The sequence below is a fragment of the Rhizobium sp. CF122 genome, from assembly GCF_000282035.1.
Taxonomy (GTDB): Bacteria; Pseudomonadota; Alphaproteobacteria; order Rhizobiales; family Rhizobiaceae; genus Rhizobium.
The window spans coordinates 63,971-84,675 of sequence record NZ_AKKA01000011.1 but is presented as its reverse complement, the minus strand read 5'-3'; the positions used below and the strand labels follow the sequence as shown (position 1 = coordinate 84,675).

Below are 20,705 nucleotides of genomic sequence, written 5' to 3'. Positions count from 1 at the left end.
TGGCGGCACAGTTTGCAATGGACTATCCGTGCGGCTGCGGCACGATCCTGATATAGGGCTTCGGCGCTCGCCAACCTTGCGGATATTGCTTCTTTGCGTCGTCGTCGGAGACAGAACCGGCGATGATCACGTCCTCACCGTTCTTCCAGTTCACCGGCGTAGCAACCTTGTGCTTGGCGGTCAGCTGGAGCGAATCGATAACCCGCAGCACCTCATCGAAGTTGCGACCGGTGGTCATGGGATAAACCATAACCAGTTTGATCTTCTTGTCGGGGCCGATGACGAAAACGTTCCGGACGGTCTGGTTGTCGGCCGGCGTGCGCTCCGTCGGATCGCCGGATACCAAAGCGGGCAGCATGTTATAGCGCTTCGACACGGTGTAATCGACGTCGGCGATCATCGGGTAGTTGGGGCGGTAGCCCTGTGTTTCCTCGATGTCATTCATCCAGCTGGCATGGCGTTCAAGCGGATCGACCGAGAGGCCGATGATCTTCACACCGCGCCTGTCGAACTCAGGTTTGATCCGCGCCATGTAGCCGAGTTCAGTTGTGCATACGGGGGTAAAGTCCTTCGGATGCGAAAACAGCACCGCCCAGGAATTACCGATCCACTGGTGAAAACTGATCTTGCCTTCGGTCGTTTGGGCTTCGAAATCCGGAGCGGTATCATTGATCGCAAGCATCACGCACCTCCATCGCGTTTGTGAACACAAACTCAAACATTGCCGGATGAGCGCAAATCTTGCGCCTATTTCGGGCGGCAAGCAACGGCAAAACGGCCGCAGCCATGCGTCACGCGAGAGGCTACGCCGATAAGGATGATCGTGAATGCGGAACGACTGCGGCGAAACGATATGCCGGTTCGCCAGGGGCTTCGCTACTTGCCGTTTTCGGCTGTGGAATTGTGCGACGCCAATGCCTTGTCCGGCTCGGCCACGTAGTTGCCGAGCAGCCAGAGAGAGACCTCGGATGCCTCCTTGGAGGAGGCAAATTCGAACGTGCCGCTCTGATGTGGAGCGTCAAGGAACTCGATGCTGAGGCCGCGGCCCGTTTCCGAGCTCAGGACACGCACCCTGCCCGGCTCGATGATGTGGCATGAATAATGTCTCTGCATGTTGCGCATGAAGCCCGCCTTATTGTCATGCAGGCGTACGAACACTGCCTGTCCGTTGGCGGTGGCCTGCAACTGGCGGATTGCTTCAGTGGGAAAAGCCCGGTTGAACTCGATGATCGCGAGTCCGGTATCGTGAAGGCCATCTTCCTTGTTCTGCGCCGCCATGCGCGTCGAAATGAAGGCGATGAAAATGACGATCGCGAATATAACGCACCAGACGATAATGCTCACATCGCTCTCCGATCAAAGCTGCAACGACGCTTCTATAAGGCACGAGCCTTGCGCGAGTTTGAACAAAAGTCAGATTTTCTTGCGCATCAACGCGAGCAGCATGCCCGCCTGGCGCCGCAGCTGCGAGCGCTGCAACTGACGCTCGAACAATCCTGCGCCCGTCTTCTGAGCGTTGACAAGCACGGGCTCTGCCAGCGCGACAGGCAGGAATGCCGGAAATACGGTCGATGATATCGCGACACTTCTCGCCCTGGCGAGATGGTCGCGGCCGAGCCCGGCGAAAGCTTCGATCGCTGCAGAGATGCGCGACTTGTCCTCCCCGGCAAGAAACGCATCGCGATCAAGTCCCGTCGCGGATAGGATTTCAAGGGGAATATAGAGCTGTCCGCGGTGACGATGCAGCGGCATCAAAAGCAGGAGGCCGGCGATGGCCTGCGCAACGCCTGCGTGCCCAGCAGCCTCAGCGGATCTGGCAGCCTCCTCCGGCGCAAGTACCAGGCTAGCCAATTGAATGAGGGTAGACGCCGTCTCGCCGGCATATCCTTCGAGCGAGACGCGCGTCTCCATCGGATCGTCGTAGAGATCGAAGATGCGAGCATCGATCATGTTTACGAGGGTCTTCGGCGGCAGGCGGTGGGCTTCGATTGTCGATAGCAAGGCAGCGGCAATTGGATTTGCCTGGGTGGAGCCATGCGCGCTCCCCTCCAGCAGGTCGCGCCAGTATTGCATGCGAACCTCCCCCGGAAGGGGCTCGTGCACCAGATCGCGAATACGTGCAAGCTCGGCATTGAAAGCGTAGAGTGCGGCCAATGCGTCCCGCTTGCTTTCCGGCGACAGCAGGCAGGCCAGGTACCGGTCGCGGTCGTTGTCGCGCAGCGTCGCCAGGCAGATGTCCTGGTTCGTCAAAGGCTGATCGGCCATTGTCAGACCGCTATTAGCGCCGCGGCGACGGCGCGGGATTCCAAGAGCATGATGTTGAAGGTGCGAACCGCAGCACCCGTATTCATCGGATCGGATGAAATGCCGGCGGCCCTCAAGGCAGCCTTCAGATCAGCCGGGATCGGACGCATATCGTTCCCTGTGCCGATCAGCAGGACCTCGATCTCGGCTGCCTCGTCGAGCACCTTCTGAAAATTCTCGATCGACAGCGGCTTCGACATGTCCATATCCCAGCCATAGATACCGGACGGAAGGCAAAGGATCGATCCGCGATGGGACATGTCGGCGAAACGGAAACCGCCGTTGCCGTAGGTATCGATGGGCGCGCGTCCAGGAAAATGCGCCTCGCGGATTTCTATGCCTCTTGCCATATTCTCACACTACCGGATTGCCGGAGTTCGTACCCGGCTCGGCCACTTTCTGATTTTGATCACTATCGACGGCGTCCGGCCGGAGCTTGAAAGCAATCAGCACGGGCGCAGCTATGTAGATGGAGGAAAAGGTGCCAACTGCAACGCCGAACAGCATCACAAAGGCGAACGGGCGGATCACTTCACCACCGAACAGGCAGAGCGCCAGCAGGGCCAGCAATGTCGTCGCAGCCGTCAAAACAGTGCGCGACAGCGTCTGATTGATCGAGGCATCGATCAGGATCGGCAGAGGCATCTTGTGGTAGCGCTTCAGATTTTCACGCATCCGGTCGTAGACGACGACTGTATCGTTGAGCGAATAGCCGACAATCGTCAGGATGGCCGCAACGCTCGTTAGATTGAATTCCATGCCTGTCAGCACGAAGAGGCCCAGCGTCAAGATGATATCGTGAAGGGTCGCGATGATCGCACCGATCGCAAACTGCCATTCGAAGCGCAGCCAGATGTAAAGGAGGATGACAGCGAGCGAACCGAGTATGCCCAATGTCGCGGCCCTCGTCAGTTCACCCGACACGGCTGGGCCGACAACCTCCACGCTCCGGATTTCGTAGTCATCACCCAATTCATCGCGCAGTAAGGTCATAGCCGACTGTTCGGCATTCTCGCCGCCACCTTGCGCCTGAATGCGAACCAACGCCGTTGAGGCATCGGCAAGGCGACGGGCCTCGATATTCCCGATGTTCAGATCGCCGAGACGCGCGCGGATGTCATCCGGATCGGCAACACCCTGCTTCGCCTTGACCTCCACAAGCGAGCCGCCGGCAAAGTCAACGCCAAGGTTTGCGCCAACCGTCGCGAAGCCGACCATCGCCAGTATCGAAAGCGCCGCCGACGCCGTGAAAGTGTACCGCCGTATGCCCATGAAGCGGATGTTCGCGTGATCGAAGATGCCTGTCTGAACATCCCTGGGCAGATGCCGCGGATGCTTGCGATGGAGCCAGGTGACGACAATCCAACGCGTCAGCGTGAAGGTGGTGAAGACAGTCGCCAGAATTCCCGCCGCCAGCGTCACGGCAAAACCGCGAACGGTATCACTGCCGAGATAGTAGAGAATAACCGCTGCAATGACGATGGTGACATTGGCATCAAGGATCGTCAGGAACGCACGAGAAAACCCGTTATCGATCGCATCCGCGAAGGAATGGCCGGCTTTCGCCTCTTCCCGGATTCGCTCGTAGACGAGCACATTGGCATCGACGGCCATGCCCATGATCAAGACAATGCCTGCGAGGCCGGGCAATGTCAGCGTTGCGCCGATCACACTCAGCACAGCGAGAATCAGGAGGAGGTTCAGGACAAGCGAAATGCCGGCGATGATGCCCAGCTTTCGATAGAAGGCAAACATCAACCCGGTGACAAGGATCGCAGCGACGAAGCCGGCGACCAAACCGGCGCGCTTCGATTCAGCGCCGAGAGTGGGGCTGACGGTGCGCTCCTCCACGGTCGTCAACGTCGCCGGCAGAGCGCCGCTTCGCAACATCAGCGCAAGATCGCGGGCTCCGTCCTCGCTGAAGCTGACCGGCACGCTTCCGGTGCCGTCCAAGATCGGCGCGTTGATAAGTGGCGCCGCCATGACCTGATCGTCGAAGAGTATGGCAAGGTGTCGGCCGATATTCTGGCGCGTCTTCTGGGCCAGGCGCTCGGTCCCTTCGGCATCCAGCTTATAGCTGATGGCGACCGCGTCCGTTTGCGGATCGACGACCGCCTGAGCATCGACGAGATTCTTGCCCGTTATAAAATCCGTGCGATCGACGAGGTAAGGAACGGGCGGATCGTCAAGCGAATAGAGTACTTCGGAGGTCGCAGGCCAGCGACCGGCAAGGGCCTCCTGCCCGGACATGCTTTCATCGATCATCCGAACCGCAAGCTGAGCGGGCTCGTTCAGAATATTCTTCAGCCGCTCGACGTCAATCGAGCCGAGCGTTTTGACGTCGATGCGGTCGCGGCCATCTGCGCGAACAGAAAAATCCTTGATCTCAAGGCCGGCAATGCGACGCTCGACAACCTCCAGGGACTGCGCCAGGGCAACTGTGATGCCTTCGTCGATGCTATCGTTTGAAATTCGTAGTGTAAGCTGCCCGCCGTTACCTCTCTCCAGGGATACATTCCGGACCGAGCCGCCGAACCAGCCGTTCTTCCTGCTCGCAGTCAACATGCTTAAGGCATTGACCGCAGCGTCCACTTGGCTGGCATCGGTAATCCTGACGGTGACGTCCTGGTCGTTGCCGGTCAGGCCGGTATAGCGAATGTTAGATTCGCGCAACTTGCCACGGACGTCAGCAACCGTACGCTCGAGCCGTTCCCTGACGATATCGGAGCGCTCGATCTGAAAAAGCAGATGGGAACCGCCCTGCACATCAGGGCCAAGGACAACACGGCTATGAGCCAACCATGCGGGCAGCTTAGAACGCTGCCCGTCCGACAATAAATTTGGGGCCGCGATTATCACGGCCACCAGTACCAAAACCCAGATCAGAACGGCCTTCAAGCGGGAAAAACGATGCATTTTCTCTCGACTATTTCCGATCCGGCCCAATCCGGTTCGCGGCTAGGTTTGCAATACTATGCAGCGTCTGCCTTCACCGGCTCACCCTTGACGCGAACTTCCGAAATGCCGGTGCGAACGACGCGAACGCGAACCCCGTCTGCAATTTCCACTTCGAGTTCCTTGTCGTCAACAACCTTGGTGACCTTGCCGACGAGACCGCCGCCGGTGACGACCTGATCGCCGCGACGGATCGCCTTCAGCGTCTCTTCACGCTTCTTGGCCTGCGCGCGCTGCGGACGGATCAACAGGAAATACCAGACAACCATCAGCGGCACAAAAAGGATGATCATTTCTAGGCCAGAGCCGAACGGCGACGCCGCAGTGTCGGTGGCAGCCTGGGCAAATGCCGGGGTGATGAACATGCTAAACTCCTCAAAGCTTTCCGGTGGCGGAACTCCGCCTTTTCTCGGGTGGCCGGACTATAATTATGGTCTTTGCGAATGCAACAGAAACAGCCGGAAACCGTACCGATTCCGCTGCCTCATAACCTTTCCGCTCGCAAAAGGCCATGCTACGCCGCAGGCAAAAGACACAGCAGGCTGGTTGCAACCAGAATTCAGGAGGAAGGCCCATGGCCGAAGACGTCAACAACGCCATTCTGACGGAACTGCGCCGACTGACGGATGCGATCGACCGGTTGGCCGGCCCGGCGCCCGCTGCCAACGACTGGAACGCTGCCGATTGCTTCGTCTGGTCCCCTGCCCGCCAGCACCTCCAGCCAGTTGCACGACCGAACCGGGTCGCCTTGAAGCTGATCCGTGGTGTAGACCACGTGCGGGATATCCTCCACGAAAACACGGTCCGCTTTGCCGAAGGCTATCCGGCGAACAACGTTCTCCTTTGGGGCGCGCGCGGTATGGGCAAGTCCTCGCTGGTCAAGGCCGTCCATGAAGATGTGCGGCGTGAGAGCGGCGTGTCGCTGAAACTGGTGGAAGTGCATCGCGAAGATATCGCGAGCCTCCCGACGCTGCTTGATCTGCTGAAGGATGCGCCCCTCCGCGTCATCGTTTTCTGCGACGACCTCTCGTTCGATCACGATGACACGGCATACAAATCGCTCAAGGCAGCCCTTGATGGCGGCGTAGAGGGTCGGCCAGACAACGTTCTTTTCTATGCAACCTCGAACCGGCGCCACCTGCTTCCGCGCAACATGATGGAGAACGAGCAGTCGACGGCGATCAATCCCTCCGAAGCGGTCGAGGAAAAGGTTTCGCTGTCCGACCGGTTTGGCCTTTGGCTCGGATTCCACAAATGCAGCCAGGACGACTATCTGACGATGATCGACGGCTATGCAGATCATTTCAAGCTACCCATCGATCGCGAAAAGATGCATGCGGAGGCACTGGAATGGGCCACAACGCGTGGCGCGCGTTCCGGCCGCGTCGCCTGGCAGTACATTCAGGATCTCGCTGGCCGGATGCGCATCGCACTCGACCGCGCATAATGACAAAAGCCCGGCTTTGAGGCCGGGCTTTTGAGCATCCTCGGACGCAATACCTATTCGAGGAAAGTAATTGGGTTGACCGGAGTCGCATCCTTGCGGACTTCGAAGTGGACCTGCGGCTGCTTGACGTTGCCGCTCATGCCGGAGACAGCGACCGTCTGTCCGCGCTGGATCTTCTGGCCGCGGGTGACGCTCAGGGTGTCGGCGTTGCCGTACACGGTAACGGTACCGTCGTCGTGGCGGACGAGAACCGTATTGCCGAGTTCCTTCAGGCCGTTGCCGGCATAGATGACCACGCCGTTTTCGGCCGCCTTGATCGGCGTACCTTGCGGCACGGAAATGTCGATGCCATCGTTACGGCTGCCGTTGACGTTGGCGCCGTAGGCCGCAATGACAGCTCCACGAACCGGCCAGCGATACTTGCCGATGCCGGTTGCCTCGGGCGCCGCGGAGGCCACTTCCTTCTTGGCAGCCTCATCCACGGTCTCGGTCGCGACGGGTGCCTTATAGGTTGCGGGTTGCGCGGCGGCGGTCGTTGTTGCGGCGGCAGGCTCAGCGATCGGCTTCGGTTCTGCCTTTGCCGGAATGGAGGCCGTTTTCATACCATCGCGCGAAGCGCCGGGGAGATTGAGTTCCTGACCGATGCGGATCGAACCAGCCGACAGGTTGTTGGCAGCCTTCAGATCGTCGATGCTGGTGCCCGTTGCCTTGGCAATCTTGGCAAGCGAGTCACCCGGCTTGACGACATAGGTGCCGCCGGCGCCCTTCGGTCCCTTACCCGCGCCAGCCGGAAGCTTGCCCGCCGGATCGGCATTTGCGACCGACTTGTCGCGGGCGGAATTCGCACCCGGAACGACGGCAACGTTCTGCTCTTGCTGCTTGCCAGGCTGAGGCAGATGCCCGCCCTTGGAGAGGTCGGCCGTCTGGGCGGATGCCTTGGCGGCATTGCCTCCGTTGAAGGTCGGGATCAGGATGATCTGACCAGGCTTTGCGGCAGTGGCAGTATTGAAGCCGTTGACCCGAAGAATTTCCTTCTCCGGGACACCGTAGCGATTGGCGAGCGTCGCGATGGTTTCGCCCGGACGAAGCGCAACGGAAGGCGCATTGGTTGCCGACCAGCCGGACACCTTCGGGGTCGTGCCGGTGACGATCGAGTCGGTTGCCGTCTTTGGCGGAACGAGAACCGGGGCCGATTTCTTCGGAGCGGCGGCCGCGGGGAATGGCTGCGCGAGCGCTACCTGCTTTTCGCGGGACGGAGCTGCCGGCGCCACCGCGGAGGGAGCAGCGAGATCGGAGCGCTGAACGGAGACCGGTGCCGAGGCCATGCGGGCGCTGGAGGCGCCATAAGCGGGCTGCGCCGGATAGGGTTGGCTCATCGCCTGGCTGCTTGCCGAATAGCCGCCCTGCGCCAAATCCGCCTGCGGCACGGGATCGGCCTGCATATTTCTGCGTGGGATGGAGTTGGTCGTCATCTGGTCCTGACCCGATGACGAGAAAAGACCACCGAAACGTGTTACATCCGAACTGCAACCCGTTGCGGCACTCGCCAGCAAAGCCGCTATCAGGACATTACCGGCAGACTTGCCTACTCTTGGCGAAAGACTGAAACGCATGACTCGACCCACTGATGAACGCAACTATTTGTGGGTTTATTAAAGCGCGTTAGTATTACCATGCGGTTAAGGCACAGGAATCCGCGCGATTTTTTTGAGAGATTGCTAACCATAGCACTCGCGCGACAGGCTCGCGTCAAAGTTGAGACGCAAGGCGCGGGACGATCGGAAGATAGGGTGTATCGAACAGCTCTTCGCGCTCGAAGCGGCTCCCCGTTTTCGTGAGCCGCACAAGGCGACATTCATTCTCGGAGATCATGAGAGGCGCAATCATTGAGCCGCCGGAAACAAGCTGGTCGGTGTAGAACCGCGGCATCGAATTGAACGCCGCGGTGACCACGATGCGATCGAAAGTTCCCTCTCCCTGCAAGCCGGCGCTGCCGTCGGCCTGGCGGATGATGACGTTTCTGAGTCCGAGTGAGTCGATGCGACGCTGCGCATTCGTCGTCAATGTCTTGTAGCGGTCGATCGTCAGCACGCGTTCGGCCATGCGGGCCATGACGGCAGACATGAAGCCGCTGCCCGTGCCGACCTCAAGCACACGTTGCCCCGGCTTGATCTTCAGGTGGTGAAGGATCCTGACCGCGAGATCGACGCCCTCCAGAAATGAGCCGCATTCGATCGGGATCGTGCGGCTCGAATAGGCCTGCTCCGCGAACTGCGGCGGCACGAACAAAGAGCGCGGCGTCTGCTCGACCGCAGTCAGCAGATCCAGATCGGAAACGCCTTCGGCCCGCAACCTCAAAACGAGCGCCGCAAACCCTTCCTTCTCGACCAGCCGTGCCGTCAAAACAATCTACTCCGTACCCGAAAGCGCCCGCGCCACGCGGTCCCGTACGGAATAATCAGTCAGATCCAGTTTCAAAGGCGTTACCGAAATCTTGCGATGCTTCAGAGCGTGGATATCGGTGCCCTCGAGGAAGGCGCCGGCACGCTCTCCGAACTTCAGCCAATAATAGGGAAAGCCACGTCCGTCAGACCGGGCATCGACCTGCAGGTTGAAGGCAAGCTTGCCTTGCGCCGTGACTTCCACGCCCTCGACTTCTTCGGGGCGGCAATTCGGAAAGTTGAGGTTCAGGAACGTGCCCTCGGGCAATTCGAGCGACATCAGTTTCTCGAGAAGAGCCGGCGCGTGTGCCTCGCAGACCTCCCATGGAACGATCCTTGACCCATCCTGGTGGAGATAGGCCTGGCTCAATGCAAAAGAGCGGACGCCTTGCATGGTGCCTTCGATGGCACCAGCGATGGTGCCTGAATAGGTGACATCGTCGGCGACATTCGAGCCCGAATTGACGCCCGAGAGCACGAGGTCCGGCTTGATGTCCATGACCTGCTTGATGCCCATGATGACGCAATCGGTCGGGGTTCCGCGTAGCGCGAAATGCTTGTCGGAGATCTTGCGCAGTCGCAGCGGCTCAGAAAGGCTCAACGAATGCGCAAGGCCGCTCTGGTCCGTCTCCGGCGCGACAATCCAGACATCGTCGGACAGCGTGCGCGCAATCCGCTCCAGCGCTGCGAGGCCTTCAGCGTGAATGCCGTCGTCGTTGGTGAGCAGAATGCGCATCGGCTCAGGCCGCCCGTTCTATCTTCTTCAAACCGCCCATATATGGCAGCAGAGCGTCGGGAACAGTCACCGACCCGTCCTCGTTCAGGTAGTTCTCGAGAACAGCGATCAGGCAGCGACCGACGGCGGTGCCCGAGCCGTTCAACGTGTGAACGAACTTCGTTGCCTTGTCCTCCTTGCCGCGATAGCGCGCGTTCATGCGCCGCGCCTGGAAATCGCCGCAGACGGAACAGGACGAGATTTCACGGTAGGTGTTCTGGCCCGGCAACCAGACCTCGAGGTCGTAGGTCTTGCGCGAACCGAAGCCCATATCGCCAGTGCAGAGCGTCAGCGTGCGGAAATGCAGGCCGAGGCGCTTCAACACCTCTTCCGCGCAGGCCGTCATGCGCTCGTGCTCGGCAAGCGAACTCTCCGCATCGGTGATCGAGACGAGTTCGCACTTCCAGAACTGATGCTGGCGAAGCATGCCACGCGTGTCGCGGCCGGCCGAGCCCGCTTCCGAGCGGAAGGACGGCGTCAGCGCGGTGAAACGAAGCGGCAGCTTCTCCTGGTCGAGGATTTCTTCGCGTACTAGGTTGGTCAGCGTCACTTCCGCGGTCGGAATGAGATACCGACTGTCGGTCGTCTTGAAGAGATCTTCCTCGAACTTCGGCAGATTGCCGGTGCCATAGAGCGCTTCTGCGCGCACCATCAGCGGCGAGCTGACTTCGGTGTAGCCATGCTCGCTCGTATGCAGGTCGATCATGAACTGACCGAGCGCGCGCTCCAGCCGCGCGAGCGGACCGGTCAGCACCGTAAAGCGCGATCCCGAGAGCTTAGCAGCCCGCTCGAAATCCATGTAGCCAAGCGCTTCACCGATCTCGAAATGTTCCTTCGGCGTGTGATTCCAGCGCGGCTTTTCGCCGACGACGCGGGCAACGACATTGTCGTGCTCGTCTTTGCCGACCGGCACATCGTCGTGCGGGATGTTCGGAATGCGCGACAGCGCGTCGTTCAGCTCGTCCGTCGCCTGACGTTCATCCTCTTCGGCGGCCGGAAGCAGCACCTTCAGGTCAGCCACCTCGGCCTTCAGCTTGTCGGCAAGCTCGCTGTTCTTCTGCGCCATCGCCGCGCCGATTTCCTTGGAGGCGGCATTGCGACGGGACAACATGTCCTGGACTTTCTGAATGGCCGAGCGGCGCTTTTCATCGATCGCAATCAAGCTTTCGGACAAAGGCTCGACACCACGCTTGGCAAGTGCCGCATCGAGCGCTTCGGGATTCTCACGGATCCATTTGATATCGAGCATCGTCGTTCCAGGTCGTTGTAAAAAAGATAACCCGGCCAACGCCCGGCTAGGCCTCGACCGGATGCTTGGAAGCGTTCATTGAGGAAGATCGGTCAGACGTTGTCCGACTTGGCAACATCCGTGGTTCCTTCAGCCTCTTCGACCGCCTCGCGGGCACGCTGGCGCTCCACGAGTCGCGCCGCGTAGATGGAAATCTCGTAGAGAAGGATGGTCGGCAGTGCAAGGCCGATCTGGGACATCGGATCGGGCGGCGTCAGCACCGCTGCGACGATAAAGGCGAGCACGATCGCGAACTTGCGCTTCTCAGCCAGCCAATCCGACGTCAGCAATCCGACACGGGCCAGCAGCGTGGTTATCACCGGAAGCTGAAAGACCAAGCCGAACGAAAACACCAGCGTCATGATGAGGCTGAGATACTCGGAGACCTTCGGAAGCAGCGAAATTGCGACGTCGCCCTCGCCTGGCGCTTGCTGCATGGTCAGGAAGAACCACATGACCATCGGCGTAAAGAAGAAATAGACGAGCGAAGCGCCCATCAGAAACAGGATCGGCGACGCGATCAGAAACGGCAGGAAGGCCGCGCGCTCGTTCTTGTAGAGGCCAGGCGCGACAAACTTGTAGATCTGCGCGGCAATGATCGGAAAGGCGATGACCAGGCCGCCGAACATGGCGACTTTCACCTGCGTGAAGAAGAACTCCTGCGGCGCCGTGTAGATGAGCTGTGCCTTTGAAACGTCGAGCTTCGCCCAGGTAACGGCCCACTTGTACGGATAGACCAGCACGTTGAAGAGATGTTTGGCGAATATGAAGCAGGCGATGAACGCAACGAAAAACGCACCGATCGACCAGATCAGTCGCGTGCGCAGCTCCATCAGATGCTCGATCAGTGGCTGCGGCTTGTCTTCGATCTCACCGCTCATGCATCGTCCTTCTTCTTCTTTGCTGCCGTCTTCTTCGGAGCGGCTGTGGCGGCAACCGCCGCGGGCTTCTTGGCGGCGGCCGTCCTCGTCGAAGCCCGCTTGGGCTTCTCGACGGGAGCGGCAACTGCGGCAGGTGCAGGCTCCGCCTTGGCGCGCGGTTTACGGGCTGCCTTAGGCTTCTCCTGAACCACCGCATTTTCCACGCTTGCTGCAGCAATAGGCGCCGGCGCTACGACCGGCGGCGTTTCTGGCAGGCTCATTGATGGCTCAGGCACCGATACAACAGCGGCCGGAACCTCGGTCTTGTTCTCGACCGTCGTCGCCTTCTGCAGGTCGGCCTTGATTTCGTTGCCCATCTGCCGAAGCGGGTTCATGGCTTCGCGCAAACTGTTGACGGGGTTCAGCTTCTGCGCGTCCGTCAGTGTCTGGCGTACTTCGTCCAGATCGGCCTCACGCAGGGCCTCGTCGAACTGGGCACGAAACTCGCCTGCAACCTTGCGGGCACGCTGAGTCATCTTGCCGAACGCACGCAACATCGGCGGCAAGTCCTTCGGACCAACCACCACGATCAAAACGACCGCGATGACAAGCAGCTCGGTCCAGCCAATATCGAACATTCAAGGCTCCTGAGCGGGAAACGTGGGGGCTACGTTTGCCCGGAGGTGATTACTTGGTTTCGTCGGCCTTGTGATCGACGGTCTTGGCAGTCGTGGACTCGGGCGTGCTGTCTTCGTCGTTCATGCCCTTCTTGAAGCTCTTGATGCCCTTGGCAACGTCGCCCATCAGTTCCGGAATCTTGCCGCGACCGAACAACAACAGCACGATGACCAGAACGATCAGCCAGTGCCACATGCTAAAAGAACCCATTACGCTAACTCCCTGTTGCGATGTTTCCAGATGTAAGAGCTTCCTACACCAATTCCAACATCAAAGTTCCCCGTGGATTGTCGCTTAATGTCACGGGATCGCCCTCTGTGACAAGAGAATACACATTCGAAAAACTGTGATCGGCATTGTTTTCGCGATGCGTGGCGGAACCAAGACAAATCCGATTAGTCTTCGGACCCGCCGCCGGGCGCCAGCAGGCCGAGTTCCTCAAGATCGAGTTGCGTGATCGGATCTTCGTCCTCGGTCAACTCGTCGTTCATGACAGGCGACGGCATATTGAAATTGGCCGGGATGCGACCGGAGAGTAGCCCTGCGCCTTTCAATTCTTCAAGGCCAGGTAGATCGCGCAGTTCTTCCAGGCCGAAATGATCGAGGAAATCGCGGGTGGTGCCGAGCGTGACGGGCCGACCAGGCGTACGCCTGCGACCGCGAAACCGAACCCAGCCTGCCTCCATCAGCACGTCGAGTGTGCCGCGGGAGGTCTGGACGCCTCTGATATCCTCGATTTCGGCCCGCGTCACCGGCTGGTGATAGGCAATGATCGCCAACACTTCCAAGGCTGCCCGCGACAGCTTCTTCGTTTCGTTCTCGTCGCGCCGAATGACGAATGAGAGGTCGGCGGCCGTGCGGAACGCCCACGCGTCATCCACCTGCACGAGGTTAACACCGCGATGGGCATATTGCTCCTTCAGGCGCAGCATGATCGCGCGAACATTGAACGCGCGAGGCAAGCGCTCGGCAATGAAGCCTTCGGAGACGGGTTGTGCGGACGCGAAGACCAGTGCTTCGGCAATACGCTCTGCTTCAGCCTCCGCCCGGATGTCGTAGTCCGTCTCTTCCACCATTACGCTATCGATCTGCTCGTCTTCAAGATCGGTCACGCCGGTCGCTCCTGTTCGACGACCTGCAGCGTCGCATGTTTAGGGCCTCGCCGCATGTAGAGGGACTGGAAGGCACCATCCTGACGAATCTCGAGCTTACCTTCGCGGACCAGCTCGAGCGAAGCCGCGAACGCACTGGCAATCGCCGTGACCCGGTCTTGCGGCGACGCCATGTAAGGTAAGAGATAGGATTCGAGCGCCGTCCAGTCGCCGATCTCACCAATGATGCGGGTTAGAAGTTCGCGGGCGTCCGTCAGAGACCATACATTACGTCGAGCGATAGTCACCTGCGTCACAGCCTGACGCTGCCTGAGCGACGCATAGGCCGTCAGTAGATCGTAGAGGCTCGCATCATATGCCGACTGATGTCTGTCAGGGATATGCTCCGGCGCGCCGCGAGCGAAGATATCCCGCCCCAGACGATTGCGGTTGACGAGACCGCTCGCGGCCTCGCGCATCGCCTCCAGGCGCTTCAGGCGGAAGGCGAGCGTTGCCGCCATCTCCTCGCCGGACGGCCCGTCGTCCTTGGCCTGCTGCGGGATCAGCAGGCGCGATTTCAGATAGGCAAGCCAAGCGGCCATGACCAGATAGTCGGCCGCCAGCTCTATCCGGATCCGCCGTGCGCTTTCGATGAACTGCAGATATTGCTCTGCCAGCGCAAGAACCGAGATGCGGGACAGATCGACCTTCTGATTGCGGGCAAGGTAGAGCAAGAGGTCGAGCGGGCCTTCGAAGCCGGCAACGTCGATCAGCAGCGCGGGATCTGAGCTCGCGCGTTCCGCACCGCTTTCCTGCCACAGCTTGTCCATCGGCGTCGTTGCCGTCTGTTGCCAGTCCGTGCCCTTAGTCGTGGTCACCCTGCCCTGCTCCTTCCGCAATCAGACGGTTGCAAACATTTCATCGAATTCGGCGCGGATCGAAACCTCGTCGCCCTCGTCTGCCGTTGGGAAGCCCTTCAGCACCGCTTCTGCTCGCGACAGCGACTGGTCCTGCAAGACCGGTACGTTTTCGACAACCTGCAGCATCTCGCCCATGTGGCCATTGCAATGCAGCACGATATCACATCCGCCGGCGATGATATTGCCCGCGCGCTCACCGATCGTGCCGGCCAGCGCGTTCATCGACGTATCATCGGAAAGCAACAGCCCTTTGAAGCCGATCTGTTGGCGGATGATGCCGTCGATGACCTTACGTGAAGTAGTTGCCGGATGCTCGGAGTCGATGGCCGCAAAGACAACATGGCACGTCATCGCCATCAATTCGTCCTTCATGGCAATGAAGGGCGGGAAATCGTGCGCCTCGAGTTCCGCGCGCGAAACCGTGACAACCGGTAGTTCGTGATGGGAATCGGCAAAGCCGCGACCGTGGCCCGGCATGTGCTTCATCACAGGGAGAAGACCGCCCGCTTTCAAACCCTCGGCAGCGGCCCGGCCCATGGCCACCACCGTCGTCGGATCACCGCCGTAGGCGCGGTTGCCGATCACGTTGCTGCTGCCCTCCACGGGAACGTCCAACACCGGAAGGCAGTCCACGTTGATGCCAAGACTAGAAAGGTCGAAGGCGTGTAGCCGTGACATAAGCCACGCGGCGCGGAGGCCTTTTTCTCTGTCCTGCCGATAGATGTCGCCAAGCTGTTGCCCTGAGGGATAGTGCTGGAAGATCGGCGGTCGGATTCGCTGGACGCGTCCGCCTTCCTGGTCGATGAGAACCGGCGCGTGCCAACCGACAGCTTCGCGCATTTCCGCGACGAGATCTCTGATCTGCTGCCGCTCCGAAATATTGCGCCCGAACAGGATGAAACCCCAAGGACGCTCAGCGCTGAAGAACGCCTTTTCGTCAGGAGTGAGAGAAAGGCCGCTACAGCCTAGGATCATTGCTTTTGATTCGGTCATACCCGAATCATAGAGGTGCCCTGCGGAAATACGAGCTGCGTCAACCGGCATTCACAAAAAAAGCGGCAGACCAGAGGCCCGCCGCTTTGATTAAATGCTTGCCGAAAACCTACTTCGAGATAAGGCAGCTGCCGCCTGCTGCACGGTACTTTTCGCAGATGGCGGCGGCTTCGTCCTTGGAGCCCGCAGGGATGCGAACGCGGTAGAACGTGCCCTTGCCTGCAATCTCGGCCTTGCGGATCTCGTAGCTGCGGCCGCTAAGCACGCTTGCAAACTTCTTCGAAAGGCTCGCGTAGGACTTCTTCGCCTCTTCCTCGGAAGGAAGCGATGCGATCTGGACGCCGTAGCCGCCGGCCGCCGCAGTCGGCTGGGTCTGCGTCGCGGCCGGCGAAACAGCGGCAACGTCCTTCGGCTTTTGTGCTGCCGGTGCAGTTGGCGCCTCAGGTGCCTTCGCCGCATCGGTAGCTGCCGGGCGTGTTGCCGGAGCCGGCGCGGTGTCGCTCACCGTCGAGCTCTTCACAGCGCGAACTGGCGGATCGACGTTGGCCGAAGTGGCGGCAGCCGCCTTGGCCAACGCATTTTCCGAAGGAGCCTGCGCCGCGGTCGGCTTGGTCTCTTCAACCGGCGTCGAACGGATGTCGGCGGTGGCGACCTGCCTCGATGCCGGGAAATTCGCAGCCGTGCCGCCAGCCGGCTTCGAGCCAGCGGTGATCTTCTGCGTCTGAACGGTCGTTGCCTTTGGCAGCGTCGAAGCTGCTTCAGGGGCTGGTTCGTCACGGGCAACCAGAGTGCCGTCCGGTCGGACAATCATGGTGCGGACCTTGCGGGCCGAAACTGACGGAGCCTGGTTGGCGTTGTCGCCTTCGTCGGCAGCGGCCGTATCCTGGCTGGGTAGCAGGCGCGGATCCTGGGTGTCGCCGACCGGTGTCGCCATTGGTGGCGCGATATCGCTGTCATTGTCCTCAGGCAGCGTTTCTGGTGTCAACGTGCGCTGCACGACGTCCACCGGCTGCTCGTCGCTGGATACCAGCGCCTTCTGCTTCGGCGCTTCGGCGGCAGCACCGCCGACGCTGTCGTAGACAGCCTTGTCCTGGTTCGGCACGGTCTTGCCGCCCGGATTTTCAGGCACGACCTTAACCGGGTCCTTGTCCGCTGTGATCACGCGCGGCTCGCCGGAAGCGATACCGAGGCCTCCATCACGGGCCAGGAACGTATAGCCTGCATAGGCGACGCCGCCAAACACGACGATCGCGGCAGCCGCAGCCAGCATACGCTTCATCGAGCGAGCGCGGCTCATATCCTCGGCTTCACTTGCGGACTGGATCTGCACCTGGGAAACGTTCTCGCGGCGCTGGACCGGCTCGTTGACGCTCCGGCGGAAATCTTCTTCCAAGGCGCGCTCGAATTCGTCCAGGCTTTGCAACGGAACTTGCTTGGCAACTGGCGCCGCGGTCGGCGCGATAGAGATTGGCGCACGGGTCCGCCATTCCTCGACGGCCGGCTTAGCAGGCGTTTCTGCTGGCTTGGCGGGTGCGAGAAGGTTGGCGATTTCAGCGTCGACATCGAAATCGAAGTCGGAGGTCGCTACGACCGGTTCCGGCTGCTCGACGGGCGGCAGCACCGGCACGTGCATTTCTTCAACAGCTTCCGGATGATATTCCGCATCCGAGATCATCGACGGATCGAACGGAAGCTCGTCTCCGGCATCAGCCGAGAATGCAGGCGTAGCAGGCGCCTTGGCGACGGGCGGTACCTCTTCCGGAATCCGACTGATCGGGGCCGAGACAACGACCGGAGCTGGGGCCGGCGGCGGCTGGAAAGCGGGCACTGGGGCGACTGGCTGCGGTCTAACTGCCTCGACATGCTGCGCCTGAACTCGCTGCGACTCGACAGCCTGCGGCTGCACCTTTACCGGCTCAGCAAAGTCAAAATCGGCGAGTTCGAGCTCGATACCTTCAAGATCAAGCTCAAAGTCATGACCGGCGAAAGGATCGTCACCTTCCGGTTCGGCTTTGGCCGTGGGAGCGGACACAGGCGGCTCGACCGGCTTCGGCAACGGTGCCACAACAGGCGCGGCAACGCGGACCGGCTCCGGCGAGCGCGGCATCTCTGCGACATCAGCCGCGGCCATGATCTGGCGCTCGGGAACGGGGTAATGCGACACGTCGGCGAGGAGTTCATCGATATCGAAGGCAATATCGTCGACCTCCGTCGGCGCGGCTTCGGTCAGGGCGGCATCCGCCTGAACAGCGCCATCATCCTTCGCGGCAGCAGCCAGGTCGAAGGCGCTGTGATCGATGAGAGCTTCAACGACCGGCGCTTCTTGGCGCATCTCAGACGCGTCGGGAACCGTCTCGGGTTCTTCATGGCGATCGATTTCAGCAGGGAAACCCGCGGCAACAGGCACGTCGAAAGCAGCAACACTCTCCGACGCAACAACGGCCGGCTCAGGCGCAGCGATGGGGACGATCGGCGCAGATGAGGCCTCATCGCGGCGCGCCGGATGGAAGTTGGCGATTGGCAGCCGGATACTGGCCGCAGACCACTGTGGCGCCTTGGTAGGCGCAACCGGAGCAGGCGTCGCGCCGATCGACATTTCGAGTTCTTCGATCAGATCCCGTGCACCACCGGCGACTGGTTCGCCCTCTCGAACGGCATTCGACGCCCAAGCGACAGGGGTTAGGTTGGAAGCCACTTCCAGTGGCTGACGAGCCACCGTTTCGCTGGCAACCTCAGGCTCAACGACAAATTCGGGGACAAATTCGGGCTCGGCCTCGGCAGCCGGCAAAGTATCGGCTTCGATGGGAGCCTCATAGGCCGCCGGCTGCTCCAAAACGGGCTCACGCAGACGATCGAAAGACGCAGCGGACTGAGGTTCGTCGTAACGCTCGAATTCGCGCAACAATTCATCTTCGAGATTGAACGCCGGTTCCTGTCGGGGGGCGTCTTCGACGGTATTCGCTGCTACCCGCGGCTCAAAGCCAACGATGCGAGCAAGTTCCGCCAAAGGGTCGTCGTCAGCAAAGAGGTCCGTATTCTTACGCGTGTCATACGCCCGCTGTTTGTCTGCCATACTCATCCCACTCGCAACTGCCAAGGTTTATGCCAGAGCATTGTGGGTAAATGGTGACGCTACCGCATCTCATCCGGCGCAGCGGTACCCGCAATGGCAAGTCCCGACTTCAAAACCGACGCAACGGCGTACACCAGCCCTAATCTGGCTATACTCGATTCTCGGTTCTTATCGTTAATAAATCGTAAGTCTACTTGATCCTTACCTTTATTCCAGTGCGCATGGAAAGAACTTGCCAGATCATAGAGGTAAAAAACGACGCGATGGGGCTCCTGTGACTGCGCCGCGGATTCGACCAAGCGTGGAAACTCGGCGGCCTTCGCAACCAGCTGCAATTCCGTCGGATCCGAGATCCCCGCCGCCGCTTTCGCAAGCTCGGCAGGCGTCACGTCAAGGTCCGGAAACACTTCCTTCGCCTGCCGGAAAACAGACATGCAGCGTGCGTGCGCATACTGCACGTAGAACACCGGATTGTCCTTCGATTGCTCCGTCACTTTGGCGAAATCGAAGTCCAGCGGTTCCGAACTCTTGCGATACAACATCATGAAACGGACCGAATCGCGGCCAACCTCCTCTACGACTTCGCGTAGCGTCACGAAGTCGCCCGAGCGCTTCGACATCTTCACCGGCTCGCCATTGCGGAACAGCTTGACAAGCTGGCAAAGAAGGACGGTCAGCTTCGCTTTACCCTCGGAAACACCCCGAGCAACGGCCTCCAGGCGCTTGACGTAGCCGCCGTGGTCTGCACCGAGAACATAGATCATCTCGTTGAAATCACGGTCAAACTTGTTCTTGAAGTAGGCAACGTCGGCAGCAAAATAGGTATAGGAGCCGTCCGACTTGATCAGCGGCCGGTCCATATCGTCGCCGACTTCCGTGGAGCGGAACAGCGTCTGCTCGCGGTCTTCCCAGTCCTCCGGCAACTGACCCTTTGGCGGCGGCAGCGTGCCCTTGTAGACGTGCCCCTTGAATGTCAGATCGTTGATTGCCGTGCGGATAGCGGCAGCGCCGTGCGCATGCAGTGTACGCTCCGAGAAGAAGACGTCGTGATGCACGTTCAACGCGTCCAGATCCTCGCGGATCATCGTCATCATTGAGTCGATCGTACGATCCTTGACGATCGGCATCCATTGATCTTCGGTCATATTGTGCAGCCTGACGCCGTAGTCACGGGCCAGTGACTCGCCGACGGGCACGAGGTAATCGCCCGGATAAAGTCCGGGCGGAATCTCTCCGATCTTCTCGCCGAGAGCTTCGCGGTAACGCAAGAAAACAGAGCGCGCCAGCACATCGATCTGCGAGCCGGCATCGTTGATGTAGTACTCCTTGACGACCTCGAAGCCGGCGAAGGAAAGCAGGTTGGCCAGCGCGTCGCCGACGACGGCGCCGCGGCAGTGGCCGACATGCATGGGCCCGGTCGGATTCGCCGACACATATTCGACGTTGACGCGCTTGCCGGCACCAATTGCCGAGCGGCCGTAGTCTGTGCCGGCCTCGATCATCGAGGCAAGCAGACGCTGCCAGTAGCCGACGGAGAGCTTGATGTTGATAAAGCCGGGGCCAGCCACCGAGACGTCCGCAACGTCGGCGTCTTCCTTCAACTTCTCAGCGATGATCTCCGCCAGAGCGCGCGGATTGGTGCCGAGCGGCTTTGCCAGCACCATCGCTGCGTTGGTCGCAACATCACCGTGGCTCGGGTCGCGTGGCGGCTCGATTGCGATGCGGCCGAAATCCAGCTCGGATCGCTTTTCCCTGACCAGATCAATCTGTTCAAGGGCGGTTTTAATCCTGGCTTCAAAATCGGTAAAAAGGTTCATCGCACTCTTCCATGCATAGGCTTTGCCACAAGGCATTTGTCCGGTCTTGGCCGGGCGACCGCT

General features: G+C 60.2%; 19 protein-coding genes. 1 reads left to right on the top strand and 18 read right to left on the bottom strand.

Annotated elements, in window-relative coordinates:
- Positions 1–22 precede the first annotated feature (22 nt).
- The 6 genes from PMI09_RS03480 to yajC all read right to left on the bottom strand — a co-directional run bounded on the left by PMI09_RS03480 (position 23) and on the right by yajC (position 5,624).
- Complete coding sequence (locus PMI09_RS03480) at positions 23–682, bottom strand: peroxiredoxin (RefSeq protein ID WP_007788924.1); 660 nt, start codon at positions 680–682, stop codon at positions 23–25.
- A gap of 194 nt (positions 683–876) precedes the next feature.
- Positions 877–1,344: a hypothetical protein gene (locus tag PMI09_RS03475; protein WP_007788918.1), complete on the bottom strand. Its 468-nt coding sequence runs from the start codon at positions 1,342–1,344 to the stop codon at positions 877–879.
- A gap of 69 nt (positions 1,345–1,413) precedes the next feature.
- A complete protein-coding gene (locus tag PMI09_RS03470; protein ID WP_007788917.1) occupies positions 1,414–2,265 on the bottom strand; it encodes a phytoene/squalene synthase family protein in 852 nt (283 codons plus the stop codon).
- Positions 2,266–2,267: 2 nt separating this feature from the next.
- Complete coding sequence (locus PMI09_RS03465) at positions 2,268–2,654, bottom strand: Mth938-like domain-containing protein (protein ID WP_007788916.1); 387 nt, start codon at positions 2,652–2,654, stop codon at positions 2,268–2,270.
- Between the two features lie 4 nt (positions 2,655–2,658).
- Positions 2,659–5,220, bottom strand: coding sequence for a protein translocase subunit SecDF (gene secDF, locus PMI09_RS03460; RefSeq protein WP_007788915.1), 2,562 nt, complete (start codon positions 5,218–5,220; stop codon positions 2,659–2,661).
- 56 nt (positions 5,221–5,276) lie between these two features.
- Positions 5,277–5,624, bottom strand: a complete 348-nt coding sequence (yajC, locus tag PMI09_RS03455; protein ID WP_007788914.1) for a preprotein translocase subunit YajC — start codon at positions 5,622–5,624, stop codon at positions 5,277–5,279.
- A gap of 209 nt (positions 5,625–5,833) precedes the next feature.
- Between yajC and PMI09_RS03450 the strand changes: the two genes are divergently transcribed.
- Positions 5,834–6,706 (top strand): ATP-binding protein, encoded by an 873-nt coding sequence (locus PMI09_RS03450; protein WP_007788913.1) that lies wholly within the window; start codon positions 5,834–5,836, stop codon positions 6,704–6,706.
- A gap of 53 nt (positions 6,707–6,759) precedes the next feature.
- Here the strand turns inward: PMI09_RS03450 and PMI09_RS03445 are convergent, their stop codons facing one another.
- The 12 genes from PMI09_RS03445 to argS form a co-directional block, all read right to left on the bottom strand.
- The gene (locus PMI09_RS03445) at positions 6,760–8,319 is read right to left on the bottom strand and encodes a peptidoglycan DD-metalloendopeptidase family protein (protein WP_037081773.1); all 1,560 of its coding nucleotides are present in this window, start codon (positions 8,317–8,319) and stop codon (positions 6,760–6,762) included.
- A gap of 136 nt (positions 8,320–8,455) precedes the next feature.
- On the bottom strand, positions 8,456–9,109 hold the full coding sequence (locus tag PMI09_RS03440) for a protein-L-isoaspartate(D-aspartate) O-methyltransferase (RefSeq protein ID WP_007788910.1): 654 nt from the start codon (positions 9,107–9,109) through the stop codon (positions 8,456–8,458).
- Between the two features lie 6 nt (positions 9,110–9,115).
- Positions 9,116–9,883 carry a 5'/3'-nucleotidase SurE gene (gene surE, locus PMI09_RS03435; protein WP_007788909.1) on the bottom strand — a complete coding sequence of 256 codons (768 nt, stop codon included), beginning with the start codon at positions 9,881–9,883 and terminating at the stop codon, positions 9,116–9,118.
- Positions 9,884–9,887: 4 nt separating this feature from the next.
- Positions 9,888–11,171 carry a serine--tRNA ligase gene (serS, locus tag PMI09_RS03430; protein ID WP_007788908.1) on the bottom strand — a complete coding sequence of 428 codons (1,284 nt, stop codon included), beginning with the start codon at positions 11,169–11,171 and terminating at the stop codon, positions 9,888–9,890.
- Between the two features lie 92 nt (positions 11,172–11,263).
- Positions 11,264–12,091: a twin-arginine translocase subunit TatC gene (gene tatC / locus PMI09_RS03425; RefSeq protein ID WP_007788907.1), complete on the bottom strand. Its 828-nt coding sequence runs from the start codon at positions 12,089–12,091 to the stop codon at positions 11,264–11,266.
- Positions 12,088–12,708, bottom strand: a complete 621-nt coding sequence (gene tatB, locus PMI09_RS03420) for a Sec-independent protein translocase protein TatB (protein WP_007788906.1) — start codon at positions 12,706–12,708, stop codon at positions 12,088–12,090. Before tatB ends, tatC begins: the two co-directional genes overlap by 4 nt.
- 49 nt (positions 12,709–12,757) lie before the next feature.
- Positions 12,758–12,958 carry a twin-arginine translocase TatA/TatE family subunit gene (locus PMI09_RS03415; RefSeq protein ID WP_007788905.1) on the bottom strand — a complete coding sequence of 67 codons (201 nt, stop codon included), beginning with the start codon at positions 12,956–12,958 and terminating at the stop codon, positions 12,758–12,760.
- 185 nt (positions 12,959–13,143) lie between these two features.
- Complete coding sequence (scpB, locus tag PMI09_RS03410) at positions 13,144–13,824, bottom strand: SMC-Scp complex subunit ScpB (RefSeq protein ID WP_085990660.1); 681 nt, start codon at positions 13,822–13,824, stop codon at positions 13,144–13,146.
- A gap of 32 nt (positions 13,825–13,856) precedes the next feature.
- Positions 13,857–14,717 (bottom strand): segregation and condensation protein A, encoded by an 861-nt coding sequence (locus tag PMI09_RS03405; RefSeq protein ID WP_007788903.1) that lies wholly within the window; start codon positions 14,715–14,717, stop codon positions 13,857–13,859.
- 21 nt (positions 14,718–14,738) lie between these two features.
- The gene (gene nagZ / locus PMI09_RS03400) at positions 14,739–15,752 is read right to left on the bottom strand and encodes a beta-N-acetylhexosaminidase (protein WP_037081799.1); all 1,014 of its coding nucleotides are present in this window, start codon (positions 15,750–15,752) and stop codon (positions 14,739–14,741) included.
- A gap of 109 nt (positions 15,753–15,861) precedes the next feature.
- A complete protein-coding gene (locus PMI09_RS03395) occupies positions 15,862–18,825 on the bottom strand; it encodes an SPOR domain-containing protein (RefSeq protein ID WP_007788900.1) in 2,964 nt (987 codons plus the stop codon).
- Positions 18,826–18,884: 59 nt separating this feature from the next.
- On the bottom strand, positions 18,885–20,642 hold the full coding sequence (argS, locus tag PMI09_RS03390) for an arginine--tRNA ligase (protein WP_007788898.1): 1,758 nt from the start codon (positions 20,640–20,642) through the stop codon (positions 18,885–18,887).
- Positions 20,643–20,705 lie beyond the last annotated feature (63 nt).